Annotated in this window: 12 protein-coding genes; 7 read left to right on the top strand and 5 right to left on the bottom strand. The window is 33.9% G+C overall.

Annotated elements, in window-relative coordinates; genetic code table 11:
• Positions 1 to 101: 101 nt before the first annotated feature.
• From H8R22_RS11225 to recG, 4 genes are all read right to left on the bottom strand, one after another.
• Entirely contained in the window at positions 102 to 1,415 is a 1,314-nt protein-coding gene (locus H8R22_RS11225) for a TolC family protein (RefSeq protein WP_225876017.1), read from the bottom strand.
• A 1-nt stretch (position 1,416) separates the two neighbouring features.
• The gene (locus tag H8R22_RS11220; protein WP_187010474.1) at positions 1,417 to 4,512 is read right to left on the bottom strand and encodes an efflux RND transporter permease subunit; all 3,096 of its coding nucleotides are present in this window, start codon (positions 4,510 to 4,512) and stop codon (positions 1,417 to 1,419) included.
• A gap of 36 nt (positions 4,513 to 4,548) precedes the next feature.
• Entirely contained in the window at positions 4,549 to 5,607 is a 1,059-nt protein-coding gene (locus H8R22_RS11215) for an efflux RND transporter periplasmic adaptor subunit (RefSeq protein WP_187010473.1), read from the bottom strand.
• 284 nt (positions 5,608 to 5,891) lie between these two features.
• Positions 5,892 to 8,000, bottom strand: coding sequence for an ATP-dependent DNA helicase RecG (gene recG, locus H8R22_RS11210; protein WP_187010472.1), 2,109 nt, complete (start codon positions 7,998 to 8,000; stop codon positions 5,892 to 5,894).
• 167 nt (positions 8,001 to 8,167) lie between these two features.
• Between recG and H8R22_RS11205 the strand changes: the two genes are divergently transcribed.
• The 5 genes from H8R22_RS11205 (at position 8,168) to H8R22_RS11185 (ending at position 14,626) form a co-directional block, all read left to right on the top strand.
• Positions 8,168 to 8,614, top strand: coding sequence for a YhcH/YjgK/YiaL family protein (locus tag H8R22_RS11205; RefSeq protein WP_187010471.1), 447 nt, complete (start codon positions 8,168 to 8,170; stop codon positions 8,612 to 8,614).
• Between the two features lie 119 nt (positions 8,615 to 8,733).
• Positions 8,734 to 9,282 (top strand): DUF1697 domain-containing protein, encoded by a 549-nt coding sequence (locus tag H8R22_RS11200; protein ID WP_187010470.1) that lies wholly within the window; start codon positions 8,734 to 8,736, stop codon positions 9,280 to 9,282.
• A gap of 144 nt (positions 9,283 to 9,426) precedes the next feature.
• Positions 9,427 to 10,917, top strand: coding sequence for an aminopeptidase P family protein (locus tag H8R22_RS11195; protein WP_187010469.1), 1,491 nt, complete (start codon positions 9,427 to 9,429; stop codon positions 10,915 to 10,917).
• 258 nt (positions 10,918 to 11,175) lie between these two features.
• The gene (locus H8R22_RS11190; RefSeq protein WP_187010468.1) at positions 11,176 to 12,378 is read left to right on the top strand and encodes a sensor histidine kinase; all 1,203 of its coding nucleotides are present in this window, start codon (positions 11,176 to 11,178) and stop codon (positions 12,376 to 12,378) included.
• A gap of 184 nt (positions 12,379 to 12,562) precedes the next feature.
• Positions 12,563 to 14,626 carry a M1 family metallopeptidase gene (locus H8R22_RS11185; RefSeq protein ID WP_187010467.1) on the top strand — a complete coding sequence of 688 codons (2,064 nt, stop codon included), beginning with the start codon at positions 12,563 to 12,565 and terminating at the stop codon, positions 14,624 to 14,626.
• A gap of 6 nt (positions 14,627 to 14,632) precedes the next feature.
• Here H8R22_RS11185 and H8R22_RS11180 read toward each other — a convergent pair whose 3' ends face one another.
• Positions 14,633 to 15,154, bottom strand: a complete 522-nt coding sequence (locus tag H8R22_RS11180; protein ID WP_187010466.1) for a DUF7935 family protein — start codon at positions 15,152 to 15,154, stop codon at positions 14,633 to 14,635.
• A gap of 156 nt (positions 15,155 to 15,310) precedes the next feature.
• Between H8R22_RS11180 and H8R22_RS11175 the strand changes: the two genes are divergently transcribed.
• Together H8R22_RS11175 and H8R22_RS11170 are read left to right on the top strand one after the other, a co-directional pair.
• Positions 15,311 to 16,078 carry a sulfite exporter TauE/SafE family protein gene (locus H8R22_RS11175; protein ID WP_187010465.1) on the top strand — a complete coding sequence of 256 codons (768 nt, stop codon included), beginning with the start codon at positions 15,311 to 15,313 and terminating at the stop codon, positions 16,076 to 16,078.
• A 143-nt stretch (positions 16,079 to 16,221) separates the two neighbouring features.
• Complete coding sequence (locus H8R22_RS11170; RefSeq protein ID WP_187010464.1) at positions 16,222 to 18,558, top strand: ATP-dependent helicase; 2,337 nt, start codon at positions 16,222 to 16,224, stop codon at positions 18,556 to 18,558.
• Positions 18,559 to 18,610 lie beyond the last annotated feature (52 nt).

The raw sequence follows: 18,610 nt of genomic DNA, 5'->3' as shown, positions 1-18,610 counted from the left end.
AAAATTGATTTATGTCTCTTCATAAAAAAAATCCTCAATCAAAATTGCCAAAAGTAAAATTGAATGAGGATTAAATTGAATTAAAATTAAGGTCTATATACTTAAAAAGTTAAATTACCCGCAAGTTCCCTTAACGCTATCTCAGATAATTTCGCCTGATACTGCGCGTTACTGAAACGAACTTTTGCATTTACAAAGTTCAGTTGAGCAGTTCTAAATTCTAAAGTTGTAATTGTTCCAATACGGAATTTATCTAAAGTGATATCTAAGTTTTGCTTCGCAATAGTCTCGTTTGTTTCTTCCAAATCAGTTAACTCTAAGTTGGTTAAATAGGTTTGATAAGCAGTTGTTAACTGGGTTTGCAGTGCTAAACTTTGCTGTTCTATTTGGGCAGCTGCAGTCTCTATTTGAATCTTAGCAATTTTTTCATTTCGATTTTGTGCATTACCATCAAAAAGGTTTAAGGAAGCATTAAACCCATAATTAAGCCCTCTCGATGTAGATTGGGTAATAAAACCTAAACTAGATTGACTCTGTCCAAAGTTATAACCTGTACTTACTCGTATTGTAGGGTACCGCGCTGCTTTTACCTGCTTTAGTTGTAATTCGGATATTCGTTTATTAATGATTTGAGCTTGTAGCATAGGATTTTGATTATCAGCTAATGTCATTAATTCAGATAAATTTAATTGGTTGTCGATACTAATCGTTTCTACAACAGTAAAGTCAGTGGAGACAGTACGAGCTAAAATTTCGTTAAGTGAAGTCTTCGTATTAGCGTATAACTCTTTTTGGCGTAATAAATTTACTTTATCCGTATTCAAATCTACTTGCGCGTTTAACACCTCTAGTTTAGATGCTTTTCCTATGGAAAATCTATTTTTAGCTAGGTCAAGTCGTTGGTTGGAAATAATCATTGTAGAGTCTAACGCAGCTAGTTGTTGCTGTTGTTGTACTAAATTGAAATAAGTAGCATTTACATCGCTTATTCTAGTTAAAATAGCCAACTTTAGTTCAGCATCGCCTAATTTCTGTAGCTCTCTTAATTGTTCTTTACGAGCAAACATTCGTAAACCATCAAAAACCGTCCAATCTAAAAGTACGCCATAGCTTAAACTATTATTTTTTGCATTACTTAAACTATTTTCTGTTCCATCAATTCTAGTTTGAGTCAAATTTTGAACACTATTATTGTCTGTTACTGTGGCAGTAGCTCTAGGTAACATTCCTGCATTCCCAGAAGATACATTAGCATCATCAACTTTAAGATCATTTTTCGCGATTTTTATATCGTAGTTATTTTCCAATGCAATTTTCACAGCATCTTCGATAGTTAACAATTCCTGTGCATTAGCACTATAGACTGATAGAATAAATAGTACAAAATAGGGGGCAACTTGTTTAATTATTTTCATCTTATTTTGATTCTTTTTCATATTCTTCAATGTGTTCAAATTCTGGATAATGTTTTTTAGTTCGTGACCACATAAAGTAAAGTGCTGGAATAACAAAAAGAGTTAACACTAGTGAAAATATCGTTCCGCCTACAATAACAACTCCCATTCCTATTCTACTAGTGGATGCCGCACCTAATGACATGGCAATTGGTAATGCACCAAGAGATATGGCTAAACTAGTCATTAAGATAGGTCTTAAACGAGCCTCTGATGCTTCAAGAATTGCTTCAAGTTTTGGTTTACCCTGTTCTCGAAGTTGGTTTGCAAACTCAACAATCAAAATTCCATTTTTAGTAACCAAACCAATAAGCATTACAGTTCCAATTTGGCTAAAGATATTCCAAGTTTGATTAAATAACCATAGAGAAAACAAAGCTCCTGCTACAGCCATAGGTACTGTTAATATAATAATGAATGGATCAATAAAACTCTCAAATTGTGCAGCAAGGATTAAAAAGATAAGTAATAACGCCAATCCAAATGCAAATGAGGTATTAGAACTACTTTCAACAAAATCTCTCGATTCTCCGCCTAGGTCAGTTGTAAAGGTGTCATCAAGTACTTTAGCACGAATTTCTTCCATTGCTTCGATTCCATCACTGATACTTTTGCCAGGAGCAAGAGCTGCTGAAACGGTGGCCGACATAAATCTGTTGTTGTGATATAGCTGTGGTGGTTTACTTTGCTCTTCGGTACTTACAATGTTATCCATTTGTATCAATTCGCCCTTGTCATTTTTAACATACATCGAAGTTAAATCCAATGGTTTTGAGCGGTCTTTTTGATCAAATTGACCTATCACTTGGTATTGTTTTCCTTTTTTCATAAAATAACCAAAACGTTGTCCACTTAAGGAAAGCTGTAATGTTTGAGCAATGTCTATTACAGAGACTCCAAGACTTTCAGCTTTTTCACGATCAATTGAAACATTAATTTCTGGTTTATTAAATTTCAAATTCACATCAGTCATGGCAAAAGTAGGATTGTTAGCTGCCTCCTCCATAAACTCAGGAATCTTTTGCTCTAACTTAGCAAAATTCTGTGTTTGTATGATGTATTGTATAGGTAGTCCTCCACGTCTGTTTACAGCGATAGTAGGTTGCTCCGTAACAGATGTTTTTGCATCAACGTATCCTTTGGTCCATTTAGTTAGGTTATCGGCAATTTCATGCTGCGATAGCTCTCGCTCACCAGACTCTTTTAGAGAAAGTCTCATGAAACCACTGTTCACTGACGAAGAACCAAACCCTGGAGAGGTAATTGTTAAAGCTACTTTTTTCTCGGAAACAGAATCCTCAACCAATTGTGATATTTCTTGCATAAAACGATCCATGTACTCATAACTAGCCCCTTCAGGAGCAGTCATTCGCAATACTAATGAACTTCGGTCATCATAGGGTGCTGTTTCTTTTTGAATTAAATTGTAAAAAACATATATTAAACCAAAACAAGCAATCAAAATTGGAAAACTGATCCATTTTTTTTTCATAAAATTACTCAGTGAACTTGCGTAATTAGAGTTTAATTTTTGAAAGTATGGTTCAGTTGCAATATAAAACTTAGATTTCTTTTGCTCGCCGCCTTTCATTAAATAGGCATTAAGCATTGGTGTCAAGGTCAAGGACACGAAAGCTGAGATTAATACAGCTGCTCCAATGACGACACCAAACTCTCGAAATAGTCTACCAACAAAACCTTCTAAGAATATTACAGGTAAAAATACCGCAGCTAAAGTCACGGATATCGAGATAACAGCAAAAAATATTTCGTTTGATCCTTTTATTGCAGCTTCAATTGGTGTCATTCCTTCCTCGACTTTCTTAAAAATATTTTCGGTCACAACAATACCATCATCAACGACAAGGCCAGTTGCAAGAACAATAGCTAGTAAGGTTAATACATTTATAGAGAAACCAAAAAGCCACATAATAAAGAAAGTAGCGATTAACGATACTGGAATATCAATCAAAGGTCTAAAAGCGATTGCCCAGTCCCTAAAGAAAAGGTAAATAATTAATATCACCAAGAAAATTGATATACCAAGAGTTTCAGCAACTTCCAAAACTGATTTCTTTACAAAAATAGTATTGTCTAAGGCTATATTAAGCTTAATATCCTTGGGTAAGTCTTTCTTTAGATCTTCGTACTGCTCGTAAAACGCTTTAGAGATATCTAAATAATTAGCACCAGGACGGGGAACAATAGCAAGTCCTACTAAAGGTAAACCTGATTGGCTTAATTTTGTTTCAATATTCTCAGGACCTAATTCAGCTCTACCAATATCACTTAAGCGCACTGTTTTAGCTCCGTCAGTTCTAATGATTATATTGTTAAACTCTTCAACTGTAGCTAAATTTCCAACCGTTTTTACAGTAAGCTCGGTGTTATCACCAGTTAATTTACCAGAAGGCAATTCTACATTTTGTTGATTCAATGCCGCACGTACTTCTGCTACAGTACAACCGTAAGAAGCTAATTTTACGGGATCAATCCACAAACGCATAGCGTATCTTTTTTGTCCCCAAATTTGCACACCACTTACTCCAGGAATAGTTTCTAAACGTTGTGAAATTACGTTTTCGGCATAATCACTTAATTCAAGCTGACTTCTAGTATCACTTTGAACCGTCATCGAGATGATAGCGTCACTATTAGCATCCGCTTTAGAAACCACCGGCGGTGCATCAATATCTTGTGGTAAACTACGAATGGCTTGAGAAACTTTATCTCTCACATCATTTGAAGCTTCTTCAAGATCTTTGTCTAAGTTAAATTCAACGGTAATACTACTACTACCTTGCGAACTTGAAGAGGTGATGTTACGAATACCATCAATAGAATTGATTGCTTTTTCGAGCGGCTCTGTAATTTGCGATTCGATAATATCAGCATTTGCTCCGGTGTAGTTGGTTCTAATCGATACTTGTGCAGGATCAATAGATGGAAACTCCCTAACGCCCAGATAGGTGTATCCAATTATACCAAATAAAACGATGGTAAGGTTCATCACGATCGTTAATACAGGTCTTTTTATACTTAAAGTTGATAAACTCATTTTAATAGTTTAATGATGAGATGATTAGTTTAAAAATTACTTAATGCTTACTTTAACTGGAGCTTCGTTTTTAAGAGACATAACGCCGCTTGTGATTACAGTATCACCCGCTTTCAATCCCGATAAAATTAGTAATGAAGCATCTGTTCTAGTAGCGGTCTCTACCATTATTTCTTTGGCTTTGCCAAAATCTGAAATGAATACTTTTTTTCCATTTTGAACAGGAATAACTGCTTGCGTGGGAACCACAATGGCGTCTTTGATCACATCTAAAGGAAGTTCTACGTTAGCAAATGTTCCAGGTAGTAATTTTCCATCTTTATTTTCGGCAATAGCTCTTACCTGTAACGTTCTAGTTGCTACCTCTACCGCTGGCTCGATAGCATATACTTTTGCAGTATATTTTTCTGTAGAACCCGATACACTAAATTTTAAAATTGTATTTGATTTTACTTGATTAGCATATTTTTCAGGAATAGAAAAAGTGATTTTTAATTTCCCTGTATTTACCAAGTTAGCAACTGGCATGGTTGGTGTAATATATGTTCCTTTTGAGATCGAACGCAAACCAATTTTTCCTGAAAAAGGAGCGCGAACAGCCGTTTTAGCAATTTGTGCTTTAATCAGCTGGCTCATAGCTTTTGTAGAAGCATATTCTGCTCTAGCTACATCATATTCCTCTTGACTTATGGCTTCTTTTTGTAATAATAATTTTGCTCTTCTTTCATTTTCTCCAGCTAAGTTTTCTCTTGTACCTGCCTGGCTAAGCTGCGCTCTCAGTTCCACATCGTTTACTTTAAACAGTAGTTGTCCCGCTGTAACATTGCTTCCTTCATTAAAATTGATACTTTCTACAATTCCAGATACTTCAGATCTAATTTCTACTTGTTCATTCGCTTCGATAGAACCAGAGAGGGATAATGTGTTATCAAAAGTTTCAGTTTTAACAATGATACCAGTAACTTTCATTGCACTTTTTTTATCTGATTTTCCATTTTGACCTTCTGACTTACTTTTATTATCGACAATTCTGTACGTAATAAAAGCACCAAAGCCAAGGATTAATAAAGCGTAAACTACATGTTTTATTTTCATAATTAGGGACGATAGAGAGATTGATTATTGTAATATTATGTTAAAAAAAGCAAACTTATGTATTCCAATTTGCAATTGTATTATCATTAGAGTTTATTTAACAGTTGTACATACAAATAATTTTATTGTATTTTACCTATTCATTTTTGCATTAACTGCAAATTAATCTCGTTAAATGACCTAATTGTGTAAAATAAGGTCTGCTATTTATAATTGACGGACGAATGTCCGTTTTTGACTTAGACTTAAAAAAAACTTAAAGGTTTAATCTGTTGATAAAAAAATTAACTTATATAATTCCAAATATTTTTTTTCTTGGTTAGTTCAATATATACAGCACGCATAGTAGCATGTTCTGGTCGCTCCATTGCAATGTCAGTTTGCAAAATTTTTAAAGCATGGTGTCTCGCTAGGGCTAAAATATCTTTGTCCTTGACAATATCGGCTATTTGCAAATTTAATACACCGCTTTGTTGTGTTCCCATTAAATTTCCCGGTCCTCGAAGTTTTAAATCTACCTCTGCGATTTCAAATCCATCATTGGTACTAACCATCGTTTCCATTCGTGTTTTGCTGTCGGCACTTAGTTTGTGACTTGTCATAAGGATACAATAACTTTGATCAGCGCCACGTCCTACGCGACCACGCAATTGATGTAGTTGAGAAAGTCCAAAACGTTCGGCACTTTCAATGATCATAACAGAGGCATTAGGTACATTGACACCTACCTCGATTACAGTGGTTGCGACCATAATATTCGTTTTTCCATCTGAGAATCGTTTCATCTCAGCATCTTTTTCTGCAGGCTTCATTTTACCATGTAAAATCGAAATGGCATATTGTGGTAAAGGGAAATCACGTGATATACTTTCGTAACCATCCATAAGGTCTTTGAAATCCATTTTTTCTGATTCTTGTATCAATGGGTAGACAATGTAAATTTGTCTACCAATAGCAATTTCGTCTCTAATAAATTTCCATACTTTTAGTCGATTGCTATCAAAGCGGTGCACTGTTTGTATGGGTTTTCGACCAGGAGGTAGCTCATCAATTACGGATATGTCTAAATCGCCGTATAAACTCATAGCAAGCGTTCGCGGAATAGGAGTGGCAGTCATAACTAATACGTGAGGCGGAATCGTATTTTTTTTCCATAATTTAGAACGTTGTTCTACTCCAAAACGATGCTGCTCATCGATAACCGCTAATCCTAAGTTTTTAAATTTGACTTTATCCTCTAATAAGGCGTGAGTACCAATTAGTATTTGTAAAGTTCCGTTTTCTAATTCTTCATGTAAAACTCTACGAGCGGCTATTTTAGTAGAGCCCGTAAGTATTTTAATAGTTATGTTTGATTTATTGGCTAATTCTGAAAGTCCAATAAAGTGTTGATTTGCTAAAATTTCAGTGGGAGCCATCAAGCAAGCCTGAAAACCATTGTCTATAGCCAATAAAATACTCATAAAAGCTACAATAGTTTTTCCAGAACCTACGTCTCCTTGTAACAAGCGATTCATTTGGGCGTTGCTTCCCATATCCGTTCGGATTTCTTTTATTACTCTTTTTTGCGCTCCTGTTAATTCAAAAGGTAAGTGATTTTGATAAAAATCAGTAAAGTAATCGCCCACTTTTGCAAAAGGATGTCCTTTAATTTTATGTTTCTGAATCTTGTTTTTCATTATCAATTGTAATTGAATAAAAAACAATTCTTCAAATTTAAGTCGGAATTGAGCTTTCGCCAAGGCATCGGCACTTTTGGGGAAATGAATATTAAATAAAGCAGTGTTTTTAGGAATGAGCTTCAATTCCTGTAATAAATAATCGGGGATGGTTTCTATAAACAAAGCTTGCGTTTCTAGAAACAACTGCTGCATCATTTTATTAATACCACGATTTGTAATACCTCTATTGGTTAGGGTTTCCGTAGAAGGATACACGGCTTGCATGGCAGAGCGGAGACTTTTTTCATGTTCAGCCAACAATTCTATTTCGGGATGCGCCATATTATACATTCCGTTGAACGACGTACATTTGCCAAAAATCACAAGAACTTCATTAAGTTTTAAAGATTCACGAACCCATTTATGACCTTGAAACCAAACAAGTTCCATTTGTCCCGTGTCATCTACAAAAGTAGCAACAAGACGTTTTCTCCCTTTTCCAAATTCAACCGTTTTGATGTTTATTATTTTTCCAATAATTTGAACCTCGGTAACATTATTTTGTATTTCGTTTATTTTATAGTATCGGGTTCTATCAATGTATCTATTGGGATAAAGATTTAATAAATCTCCGTACTTATGTATTCCTAATTCTTTGCGTAGCAATGTACCTCTATTGGGTCCAACGCCTTTCAAATATTCTATAGGTGTAAGTAAAAGATTGTTTGACATTTTAAATTTATTGGGAATAATTTTGATAGTAAATTCAAAGAACGAAGATAGTTTTTAAATAGGTAAATAGGAAATTCAGAATTAACTCAATTTTGAAAAAAAATAATTAGAATGAAAAACAATGTATTTTAATTTTCATATTTGCATTACAACGAAAAAAATTAAAAATGGTTTTAGACTCAATTAAAAATTATGGACTGTATGCCAATATTACGGAACGATTGGCTGCAGGTTTTAACTTTATCAACACCTCAGATTTATTAGCTATCGCAGTAGGGACATATGAAATCGATGGTAAAGCAATTTTCGCTATTGTTCAAGAATATGATACAAAGGACGAGAAGGATTGTTTTCTTGAGGGACATACTAAATATATTGATATTCAATATATGGTTCAAGGAACCGAGATGATGGGTATTACTACAAAGGGAAATCAAAAAATTCAATCATTTGATGTAGATAAAGACTATACTTTTTATGAGGGAGAAACGTCTTATATTAAAGTAGGAGCAGGCATGTTTACCTTGTTTTTTCCAGATGATTTACATCGCCCTTGTATACGAGTTGGTGATGTAACCAAGGTTAAAAAAGTGGTAGTAAAAGTACAAATTTAGTAATCCGCTTTTGTTGTAGCTACGACGAGAAGAATTGGATGCCACTTCGTGCTGATTATGATTATCAATAGAAAGAGAATACCTTTGGGTAAATAATAGAAAAAAAAAACATATAAATTATGACAACTCATTTGGCTTTACTGCGAGGAATAAATGTATCTGGTCACAACATGATCAAAATGGATGCTTTACAAAAAATGCTTGAGAATATGGGATTCACAAATGTAATAACATATATTCAGTCAGGAAATGTTTTTGTGACAAGTAAAGAAGAAGATGCAGCGACTGTCGGATTCAAAATCAAACAAGAAATCTTTAAAGTATTTGGTTATGATGTTCCTACTATTGTAATTGGTCAAAATCATTTGGAAAGTTGTTTAGTGAATAATCCTTTTTTAAAAGAAAAAGAGGTCGATCATAAAAAATTATACGTTGCTTTTATCTCAAAAGAACTTCGCTCAGAAAATATAAATGATCTAAAAATTAGCCAATTTAAACCTGACGAAGCTAGTATTGACGCTAATAAAATATTTATTAAATATGCAGTTGGTGCAGGGAAAACAAGATTAGATCAAAAATACATTGAGAAAAAACTAAATGTAACCGCTACAATCCGAAACTGGAATTCCGTTAGTCAACTGCTTAAGATGTATCAAGATATGGCTTAGTATCTAGGATTTTAAAGAGTATCTCATACCGTTGTAGATTTCTATTTTAAGTACTTTTTTTTATATAAATTCTTACTTTATTAAGTATTTTCAAGATGAAAATATTTATATTTATTTTAATATTAATTGAATACTATTTGTTAAATGCTTAAAAACACCCTCTTTTGTATCCTTGCATTATGCTTCGTTACCACAGCCATTGGTCAAAACGGAAATCCCTCCGATTATTTATCAGCACAATTTCATAAAGAGCGAAGACAAGCTTTTCGGGCTTTAATGCCTTTTAATAGTGTCGCAGTGTTTTTTGGTAATCCAGTACGCAATAGAGCAAATGACGTAGATTATGTCTATCATCAAGATCCAGATTTTTACTATTTAACAGGATATAAAGAGCCTAATTGTGTTTTGGTGCTTTTTTCAGGAGATCAACTGTCTGCAGATGGGAATAAATATAACGAGTTAATTTACGTTCAAGAAAAGAACCCGAGTGAGGAGCAATGGACAGGTATTAGATTGGGTATTGCAGGAGCAAAAAAAGATTTAGGTTTTTCAGCTGCTTACAATGGCGAAATATTCTTAAAGTCTGGGATTAATTTCTCTAATTTTGATTCCGTGTTATTTAAAGAATTCAAAGAGGACAATGGCGACTCTGCTCTTAGAGATAAAGCTGATTTGTATAAGTTAATAGAATCGTTCAAGGCTCAAATAGGGTACAAGACAGCTGTGATTTCAAAGAGTGATTCAAAAGGAATTGGAGATGTTAAGAGCAAGAGTATTACAGCTAGTAAGAAAGAGAACTTTAATACCAATGCTATTCCGAGTTTTATGGCCAGCTTACGTGAAATTAAAGGTACAGAAGAGTTAAAATTATTAACTAAAGCGGTTCGTATTTCAGCTATCGCTCAAAGAGAGGTTATGAAAGCGATGCACACGGGGATGTCTGAAACTGAAATTCAGGGGATTCATGAATTTGTTTATAGAAAATATGGTAGCGAGTTTGAAGGCTATCCATCTATAGTAGGAGCAGGTAATAATGGTTGCATTCTACACTATATCGAAAACAGTAAAACTAAGGTTGAAAATGATTTGGTTTTAATGGATGTTGGCGCTGAATATCACGGTTATAATGCTGATGTTACACGAACCATACCTGCCAACGGAAAATTTACAGTGGAACAAAAATTGATATATGATTTAGTATATCAGGCTCAAGAAGCGGGAATAGCTGCTTCAAAAGTGGGCGTAACATTTGGATCCCTTGACGGTATTGCTCGCCAAATAATTAATAAAGGGTTATTAAAACTTGGCATTGTAAAATCTGAAGCAGATGGGAATCAATATTTCCCACATGGTTTAGGTCATCACATAGGCTTAGATGTTCACGATCCAGGCGCTTACAATGCTCTAGAGAGTAATATGGTAATTACTATTGAACCAGGTATTTATATACCCAATGGTAGTAATTGTGATAAAAAATGGTGGGGAATTGGAGTACGAATTGAAGATGACATTCTAATTACGCCTGATGGCCCCCTCAATTTAAGTGTAGAGGCGCCAAGAAAATGGCAAGAAATTGAAGAATTAATGAAGGAGAAGAGTGTGCTCTCCAACTATACCGTTCCTAATCTAGATTAACTGTTTGTTTCTATTTGATTATCAATTAGTACTAGTTAATCTTTATGGCTTAGCTATTAATTTCTTCTTGTAGTCTACAGTACTTTAATTTTTTTAACTTCATAAAGTTTCTATAAAAAAGGAGACAGTTTTAGTCACAGCATTGATTATGTTTTATTTTTACGCAAAATCACATTGAGTTATTTGTCTAAGTTGACAAATTAACTAATTTGATTAAGATAAAATTGGTGAAATAAAAAAGAAAGGAAATAGTTAAACATGATTGAACCACAGAAATTTAATCAGGAAGAAGAACGACTTAAAATACTTGAGTCCTATTCGATACTTGACAGTTTGCCGGAAGCTGATTACGAAAATTTAACGAAGATAGCTTCTCACATATGCAATACACCAATTGCTCTAATAACCTTTGTAGATGAAAATAGGCAGTGGTTTAAGTCTCGTCAAGGTTTAGATATTTCAGAAACGCCAAGATCTGTCTCTTTTTGTGGACACGCTATTAACGATCCCAAAAATATTTTTATAGTTCCAGATGCTAGGGATGATTTTAGATTTCATGATAATCCTGTGGTCACAGGGCAGCCAAATATTGTGTTTTATGCAGGAATACCATTAAAGAATGAAGACGGTTTACCATTAGGAACTATCTGCGTTATTGATCATCAGCCTAGAGTATTATCTGTTGAACAAATCAATTCGTTGAAAGCGCTTTCAGAGCAAACGATGAAATTGTTAGAGCTAAGACTACATAAAAAACAATTGGAAAAAGCTTTGGTTGAGTTAGAGAAGAAAAATCTAGCTTTAGAGCGTTTTGCTTATGTTGCTGCGCATGATTTAAAATCGCCTTTGCATAATATATCCGGACTTACAGATATGTTTTTATACAATTATAAAGAGTCTATTGACCAAGAGGGAACACAAATTTTATCTTTAATAAAAAGTTCTTCAGAGAGATTAAAAGAGCTAATAGACAGCTTACTAGATTATAGTAAATCAAATGTGATTGATAAGGAGAAAAACACAAACATAAGTGTTGTTCGATTAGAAAAGGAAATCACTAGTCTTTTTGCCTTTCATAATAATTGTTCAATAGTATTCAAATCGAATACAGAAGAATTGTTGGCCAACAAGTCGGCTTTAGAGCAAATTTTGGTAAACTTATTGACCAATGCGATAAAATATAATGACAAAGAAAAGATTGAAATAACAATTGATATTACTGAAACAAAAGGCCAATATGAAATCATTGTTAGTGACAATGGACCTGGCATTGTGAAAGAGCATCAAGAGATGATTTTCGAAATTTTTGAAACCGTGACATCGATAGACCGTTTTGGTGAAAAAGGAAATGGTATTGGTCTAGCAACTGTCAAGAAAATTGTAGAAGCCTTAGGTGGCGAGATTACCGTGGATTCCTCGCTAGGGAAAGGAGCTATATTTAAATTCACTTTGGCGCGTTAAAAAATGTCGCTTTGATATCTTGCTCGCTTTAATTTTAAGAGAGAAGTAACTAAACTTAAAAAGTAGTAGCAATGATCTTTTCTACTTTCAATTCCATAATTGAATACTCTATTTTAGTAAACTCGAGATATGGGTTCTATTTGTTTTAGAAAGAATGTAACTTTGGTGCTCTAATTTATTATTTATGAAATTTATCTTTCTTTTTTTATGTTCTTTCGCTTTCGCGCAGCAAACAAAGTTTGTCGATTTTAAATCGGTATCGGCAGAACTTAAATTAGATTCTAAAGAAAAGTCCATCTCTGGAAAGGTAATTTATAAATTTGAATGGTTAGAACTCACAGATACGATTACCATCGATGCACAAAACATGGCCTTTTCTGTAGTAAAGCTAAATGGAAAAAACATACCATTTATAAATACAGGTAAACAAATTCAGTTCATTCCTCCTTTTATTAAAGGCGACAATACGCTTTATTTAGAATATAAGGCTAAACCTCAAAAAGCGCTTTATTTCTTAGGTTCTGAAGAAAAAAATGACACGCAAATTTGGACGCAAGGGCAGGGGAGATATACAAGCAATTGGTTCCCAAGTTTCGATGATGTAAATGAAAAATTGATTTTTAATTTATCCATTATTTATGATTCTCGTTATCAAGTTATTTCAAATGGTCAGTTAGTTCAAAAATCAATTCAAGACGATGAGACTATATGGGAATTTAAAATGAAAAACCCTATGAGTTCTTATTTACTTATGTTAGCTATAGGGAAATATCAAGTTACTCATCTTCAAGCAAAATCAGGAGTGCCTATCGAATTGTATATTGAAGAAGAAGACCAAAGAAATTGGGAGTCTAGTTATCAACATTCAGCAACCATTTTTAATTTCATGGAGAAGAAAATAGGAGTAAAATATCCGTGGAATGTTTACAAACAGGTACCTGTACGAGATTTTTTATATGCAGGTATGGAAAATACGTCTGCGACCATATTTTCTAGAAGATATATTGTTGACAAAATAGGATTCGAGGATCGTAGTTATACAAGCGTGGATGCTCATGAACTGGCACATCAATGGTTTGGTGATTTAATCACGGCTAAAAGTGGTAAGGATCATTGGCTTCAAGAAGGCTTCGCAACGTATTATGCTTTACTAGCAGAAAAAGAAATTAAAGGTGAGGACTATTTTTATGCTAAATTACATGAATCAGCTCAGCAAATAAAATTTGCCTCTAGAACAGATAGCATTCCAATATTGAATGAAAAAGCAAGTTCATTGAGTTTTTATCAAAAAGGGGCTTGGGCATTATTTGTTATTCATGAATCCTTAGGTGATAAAGTTTTTAAAAAAGTAATTAAAAATTATCTGAAGCGATATGCTTTTCAAAACGTAGAAACTCAGGATTTATTTAATGAAATTCATAAATTATCGAATTTTGATACTACCAATTTTAGTAAAGTTTGGCTAGAATCAACCGTATTTAATACTCAGGAAGCCAATGGTTTACTGCTAAAAAACAAAAGTATGCAACTGTTGTTTGAAGTAGAAAAAATGAAGACCATACCAATTGCAGAAAAACTCCAATTTTTTACCAAACTTCTAGAATCAAACACTTCAGCCTACCTAAAAGTAGCTATTGTTAACCAACTTAAAAATGAAAATTATGAGTCGAAAAAAGAATTACTACGATTAGCTCTTGCTACCTCAAACATTGAGGTTCGAATGGCAGTAGCTAATTCTTTATCAAAAATACCTTTAGATTTTAGGACTTCTTATGAAAGTTTGCTTCATGATAAATCATATGAAACGCAGGAAACAGCATTGTATAATTTATGGAAGAATTTTCCAGAACAAAGAGTGAGTTATTTAGATCAAACCAAAGATTGGATTGGTTTTAACGACTATAATCTAAGAACTTTATGGCTTTCGTTGGCACTGTCTACTAAAGATTATAATGCGGATAAAAAGTTATTAATAGGGGAACTAGTATTGTATTCTTCATTTAAGTACGAAGCTATCACTAGGCAGAATGCTTTAGAGAAATTAATTGCTTTTCAATTATTTAACGATGAGGTGCTGATAAATTTAGTTAACGCTACAACACATCACATGTGGCAGTTTTCAAAGTTTGGTCGCGACACTATCAGACGATTGCTTAAGAATGAGGAGACTCGTACTTCTTTTAACAGAATACTTCCTAATTTGTCTGAAATAGAACAGTTTCAATTAAAGCGATTATTGATCGAATAGTTTTTACTAAAACAATTCGTTTACCTCATTTTTTATAAAGGATAATGCAGTACTGCTTGGTGCTGTTTTATCCAGTAAATCGGTAATAAGAACTTCTCTCAAGCTGTTGGCATCAGTAACTTTTTCGTTTTGTGTAGCTATTCTAATCATCTGAATAGTGGCATTTTTGGCTGTCAATACAATTGCCCAACATTTCTCCGAAACATATATTTGTTGTGTTAAGTTATGTTCGATTTCCTGTTCGATTTGAGCTATAATATAATTTTTATAATCATTTTTATCGTCTGATATTGGACTGATACGATTAACTAATTGTAAAGGATTAATTCGTTCCATTAATAATGTCAGTCGCTCATAAGCTTGCAATCGCAACGGTAAAGCTGTTTGTTGATTGTCTTTTTGAATTAGCCAAAGTCTGTTGTTTTGCTGATCTTTAAAGTGTGCATTAAAAAGTGAATAGGCAACTACTCCTGTAATTAAAGCGGGAATTGTATAGCCAAGTATATCAAAAAAAAAGGTTGTGTTCATAAATATCAAATTAAAAAAGCAAAAATATACTTTTTGCTTCTATTTCAAGACTAAATTGCACGGAATAACTTTATAGATTATTATTTTTACCAATTGGAAATGGGGATTTATCATAAAGCATAATTATGATGTTGAGGACCTTGATTTATATATAAGATGGAAACATATATTATTGCATTGCTTTGTGTCGCTGCCTTTGTAGCAGGTTTTATTGATGCTATTGTTGGAGGAGGAGGTTTAATTCAAACGCCAGCTGGTTTAGTTTTACTTCCTAACTTACCTGTATCAACAGTAGTTGGGACACTAAAAATTCCAGCGTTCAGCGGTACTTCTTTCGCTGCATATCAGTACATGAAAAAAGTGACAATGAATTGGAAATTACTTTTCATTATGATGGCTTTAGCATTGCCTTCCGCTTTTTTGGGATCAACTCTACTAACCTATATGAGTAATGATTTTATGAAACCGCTCTTGCTTTTTATCTTGTCACTTTTGGCTATTTATACGTACGCAAAGAAAAATTTTGGACAACATGTCGCGAAAGATATGTCTGATGCACAACAAATAATAAATGCTGTTTTGATCAGTGTTATTGTTGGCTTTTATGACGGATTTATAGGTCCTGGGACAGGAAGTTTTTTTGTAGTTGCTTTCATTGCTTTGATGGGATTTGATTTTTTACACGCTTCTGCTAATGCCAAAATGGTAAACTTAGCGACTAACTTTGGTTCGATCTGTTTATTTGTGATAAAAGGAAAAATCATTTGGGCTATTGCTATTCCTATGGCTGCTAGCAATGCTTTTGGTGGGTGGTTAGGTGCTAAACTAGCAATAAATAAAGGGAACGGTTTTATTCGTGTGTTCTTTTTAGTGGTGGTAATAGCTACTCTAGTTCGATTTGCCTATGATGTTTTTCATTTGTAAATAGATAAATATAACGCAGTCAATAATGGTTTTTATTCCATATAAAAAGCCTTTAAATTAGATGGTTTTAGCACTTTAAAAAAAGATTAGATGCCACTTTATTAACTCTTAAATTCTTATTTTTGCATAAATAGAAAATTTTCATGCAACAATACATTTCCCAACTTAACGAAGCACAAAGAGAACCGGTATTACAAAAGGACGGACCAATGATTATTATTGCTGGTGCTGGTTCAGGTAAAACGCGTGTACTGACAATTAGAATTGCTTATTTAATGCACCAAGGTGTCGATGCTTTCAATATCTTATCGCTGACCTTTACTAATAAAGCGGCTCGCGAAATGAAAAACCGTATCTCTGATATCGTAGGTTCAAGCGAAGCCAAGAATTTATGGATGGGAACTTTTCACTCGGTTTTTGCACGAATACTACGATCGGAAGCAGATAAGTTAGGATATCCTTCTAATTTTACAATTTACGATTCACAAGATTCTCTAAGAGCGATTTCAGGAATTATAAAGGAAATGCAATTGGACCGTGATATTTACAAACCCAAACAAATATTAAGTCGTATTTCGTCTTTTAAAAATAGTTTGATTACGGTAAAAGCCTATTTTAACGATCCAGATTTACAAGAAACGGATGCTATGGCAAAAAAGCCAAGAATGGGTGAAATCTATCAAAATTATGTTGATCGCTGCTTCAAATCAGGGGCAATGGACTTTGATGATTTATTATTAAAAACAAATGAATTATTAACTCGTTTTCCAGAAGTTTTAGCGAAATATCAAAATCGTTTTAGATACATCTTAGTAGATGAGTACCAAGATACCAACCACTCTCAGTATTTAATTGTTAGAGCTTTATCTGATAAATTCCAAAATATCTGTGTAGTAGGTGACGATGCTCAAAGTATCTACGCATTTAGGGGTGCAAATATCAATAACATCTTGAATTTTCAAAAAGATTATGAAGGTGTAAAGACCTTTAGATTGGAGCAGAATTACCGTTCTACAAAAAATATTGTGGAGGCAGCAAATACGATTATTGAGAAAAATAAAGTAAAATTAGACAAGATCGTTTGGACAGCAAATGAATTTGGACCGAAGATAAAAATTCATCGTTCTATGACCGATGCTGAAGAGGGGCGTTTTGTTGCGAGTACTATTTTTGAACAAAAAATGCAAAACCAAATGACTAATGGTCAGTTTGCTATTTTGTATCGCACCAATGCGCAGTCTCGTTCCATGGAGGATGCATTGCGTAAAAGAGATATTCCGTATCGTATTTACGGAGGGCTTTCTTTTTATCAGAGGAAAGAAATTAAAGATGTACTTTGTTATTTGCGTTTGGTTTTAAATCCGAAGGATGAAGAGGCATTAATGCGCGTTATTAATTATCCTGCAAGAGGAATAGGGAATACTACTATCGAAAAAATTGTAGTAGCGGCAAATCACTACAAACGATCGATGTATGAGGTGATGCAGAACATTGATAAAATTGATTTAAAGTTGAACTCAGGTACCAAACAGAAAATTCAAGATTTTGTAACCATGATTCAAAGTTTTCAAGTAATTAATGAAAATCAAGACGCATTTTATATTACGGATCATGTATCTAAAAAAACAGGATTAGTCCAAGAATTAAAAAAAGATGCTACGCCCGAGGGAATGGCTAAGATCCAAAACATTGAAGAATTATTAAACGGTATAAAAGATTTTACCGAAGGTCAAAAAGAGATTGATGGCGCTAGAGGAGCTTTGGGCGAATTTATGGAGGATGTTGCCCTTGCTACGGATTTAGACAAAGACACAAGTGACGAAGACCGTGTAGCACTTATGACAATACATTTAGCTAAAGGCTTAGAGTTTCCTCATGTGTTTGTAGTAGGTATGGAGGAAGATTTGTTTCCCTCAGCTATGAGTATGAGTACTCGATCTGAACTTGAGGAAGAGCGCCGTTTATTTTACGTCGCTTTAACTAGAGCGGAGCATCAAGCGTATCTAACTTATGCGCAATCGCGCTATCGCTGGGGAAAACTGACTGATAGTGAACCATCCCGTTTTATTGAAGAAATTGACTCGCAATATTTAGAATACCTAACACCAGCAGAGTCTTCGTATCGATACCAATCAATGATTGATAAAGATATTTTTGGCGATGTAGACAAATCCAAGCTCAGGTTGGCAAAGCCTGCAAACGGAACACCACCTATTCCAAGCGGTGATAATATGCCTAAACCGGATTTAAATGTACGTAAATTGAAACCTATTGGTGGTAATCCTAATGCCTCTGGAGCTGCGAATTTGTTTGATAATAAACTTACAGCCGGAAATGTGGTAATGCATGAGCGTTTTGGACGTGGCCAAGTTATAAATCTAGAAGGTGTAGGAGCAGATAAAAAAGCAGAGATAAAATTTGAAGTGGGTGGAATCAAGAAGCTTTTATTGCGTTTCGCAAAGTTGGATATTATTGGATAAAAATAAGTTTCAAATTAAATTTTTAAAGTTGTTTAGTAAACGCTTAAACTTT

The organism is Flavobacterium kayseriense (genome assembly GCF_014305095.1).
GTDB classification, from domain to species: domain Bacteria; phylum Bacteroidota; class Bacteroidia; order Flavobacteriales; family Flavobacteriaceae; genus Flavobacterium; species Flavobacterium kayseriense.
Note: the sequence above shows the minus strand (reverse complement) of the source record. Positions and strands in the feature narration are given on the sequence as shown.

Coding starts and splice junctions, on each gene's coding strand:
- H8R22_RS11225 (WP_225876017.1), bottom strand. CDS start 1,415: ATGAAAATAATTAAACAAGTTGCCCCCTATTTTGTACTATTTATTCTA.
- H8R22_RS11220 (WP_187010474.1), bottom strand. CDS start 4,512: ATGAGTTTATCAACTTTAAGTATAAAAAGACCTGTATTAACGATCGTG.
- H8R22_RS11215 (WP_187010473.1), bottom strand. CDS start 5,607: ATGAAAATAAAACATGTAGTTTACGCTTTATTAATCCTTGGCTTTGGT.
- recG (WP_187010472.1), bottom strand. CDS start 8,000: ATGTCAAACAATCTTTTACTTACACCTATAGAATATTTGAAAGGCGTT.
- H8R22_RS11205 (WP_187010471.1), top strand. CDS start 8,168: ATGGTTTTAGACTCAATTAAAAATTATGGACTGTATGCCAATATTACG.
- H8R22_RS11200 (WP_187010470.1), top strand. CDS start 8,734: ATGACAACTCATTTGGCTTTACTGCGAGGAATAAATGTATCTGGTCAC.
- H8R22_RS11195 (WP_187010469.1), top strand. CDS start 9,427: ATGCTTAAAAACACCCTCTTTTGTATCCTTGCATTATGCTTCGTTACC.
- H8R22_RS11190 (WP_187010468.1), top strand. CDS start 11,176: ATGATTGAACCACAGAAATTTAATCAGGAAGAAGAACGACTTAAAATA.
- H8R22_RS11185 (WP_187010467.1), top strand. CDS start 12,563: ATGAAATTTATCTTTCTTTTTTTATGTTCTTTCGCTTTCGCGCAGCAA.
- H8R22_RS11180 (WP_187010466.1), bottom strand. CDS start 15,154: ATGAACACAACCTTTTTTTTTGATATACTTGGCTATACAATTCCCGCT.
- H8R22_RS11175 (WP_187010465.1), top strand. CDS start 15,311: ATGGAAACATATATTATTGCATTGCTTTGTGTCGCTGCCTTTGTAGCA.
- H8R22_RS11170 (WP_187010464.1), top strand. CDS start 16,222: ATGCAACAATACATTTCCCAACTTAACGAAGCACAAAGAGAACCGGTA.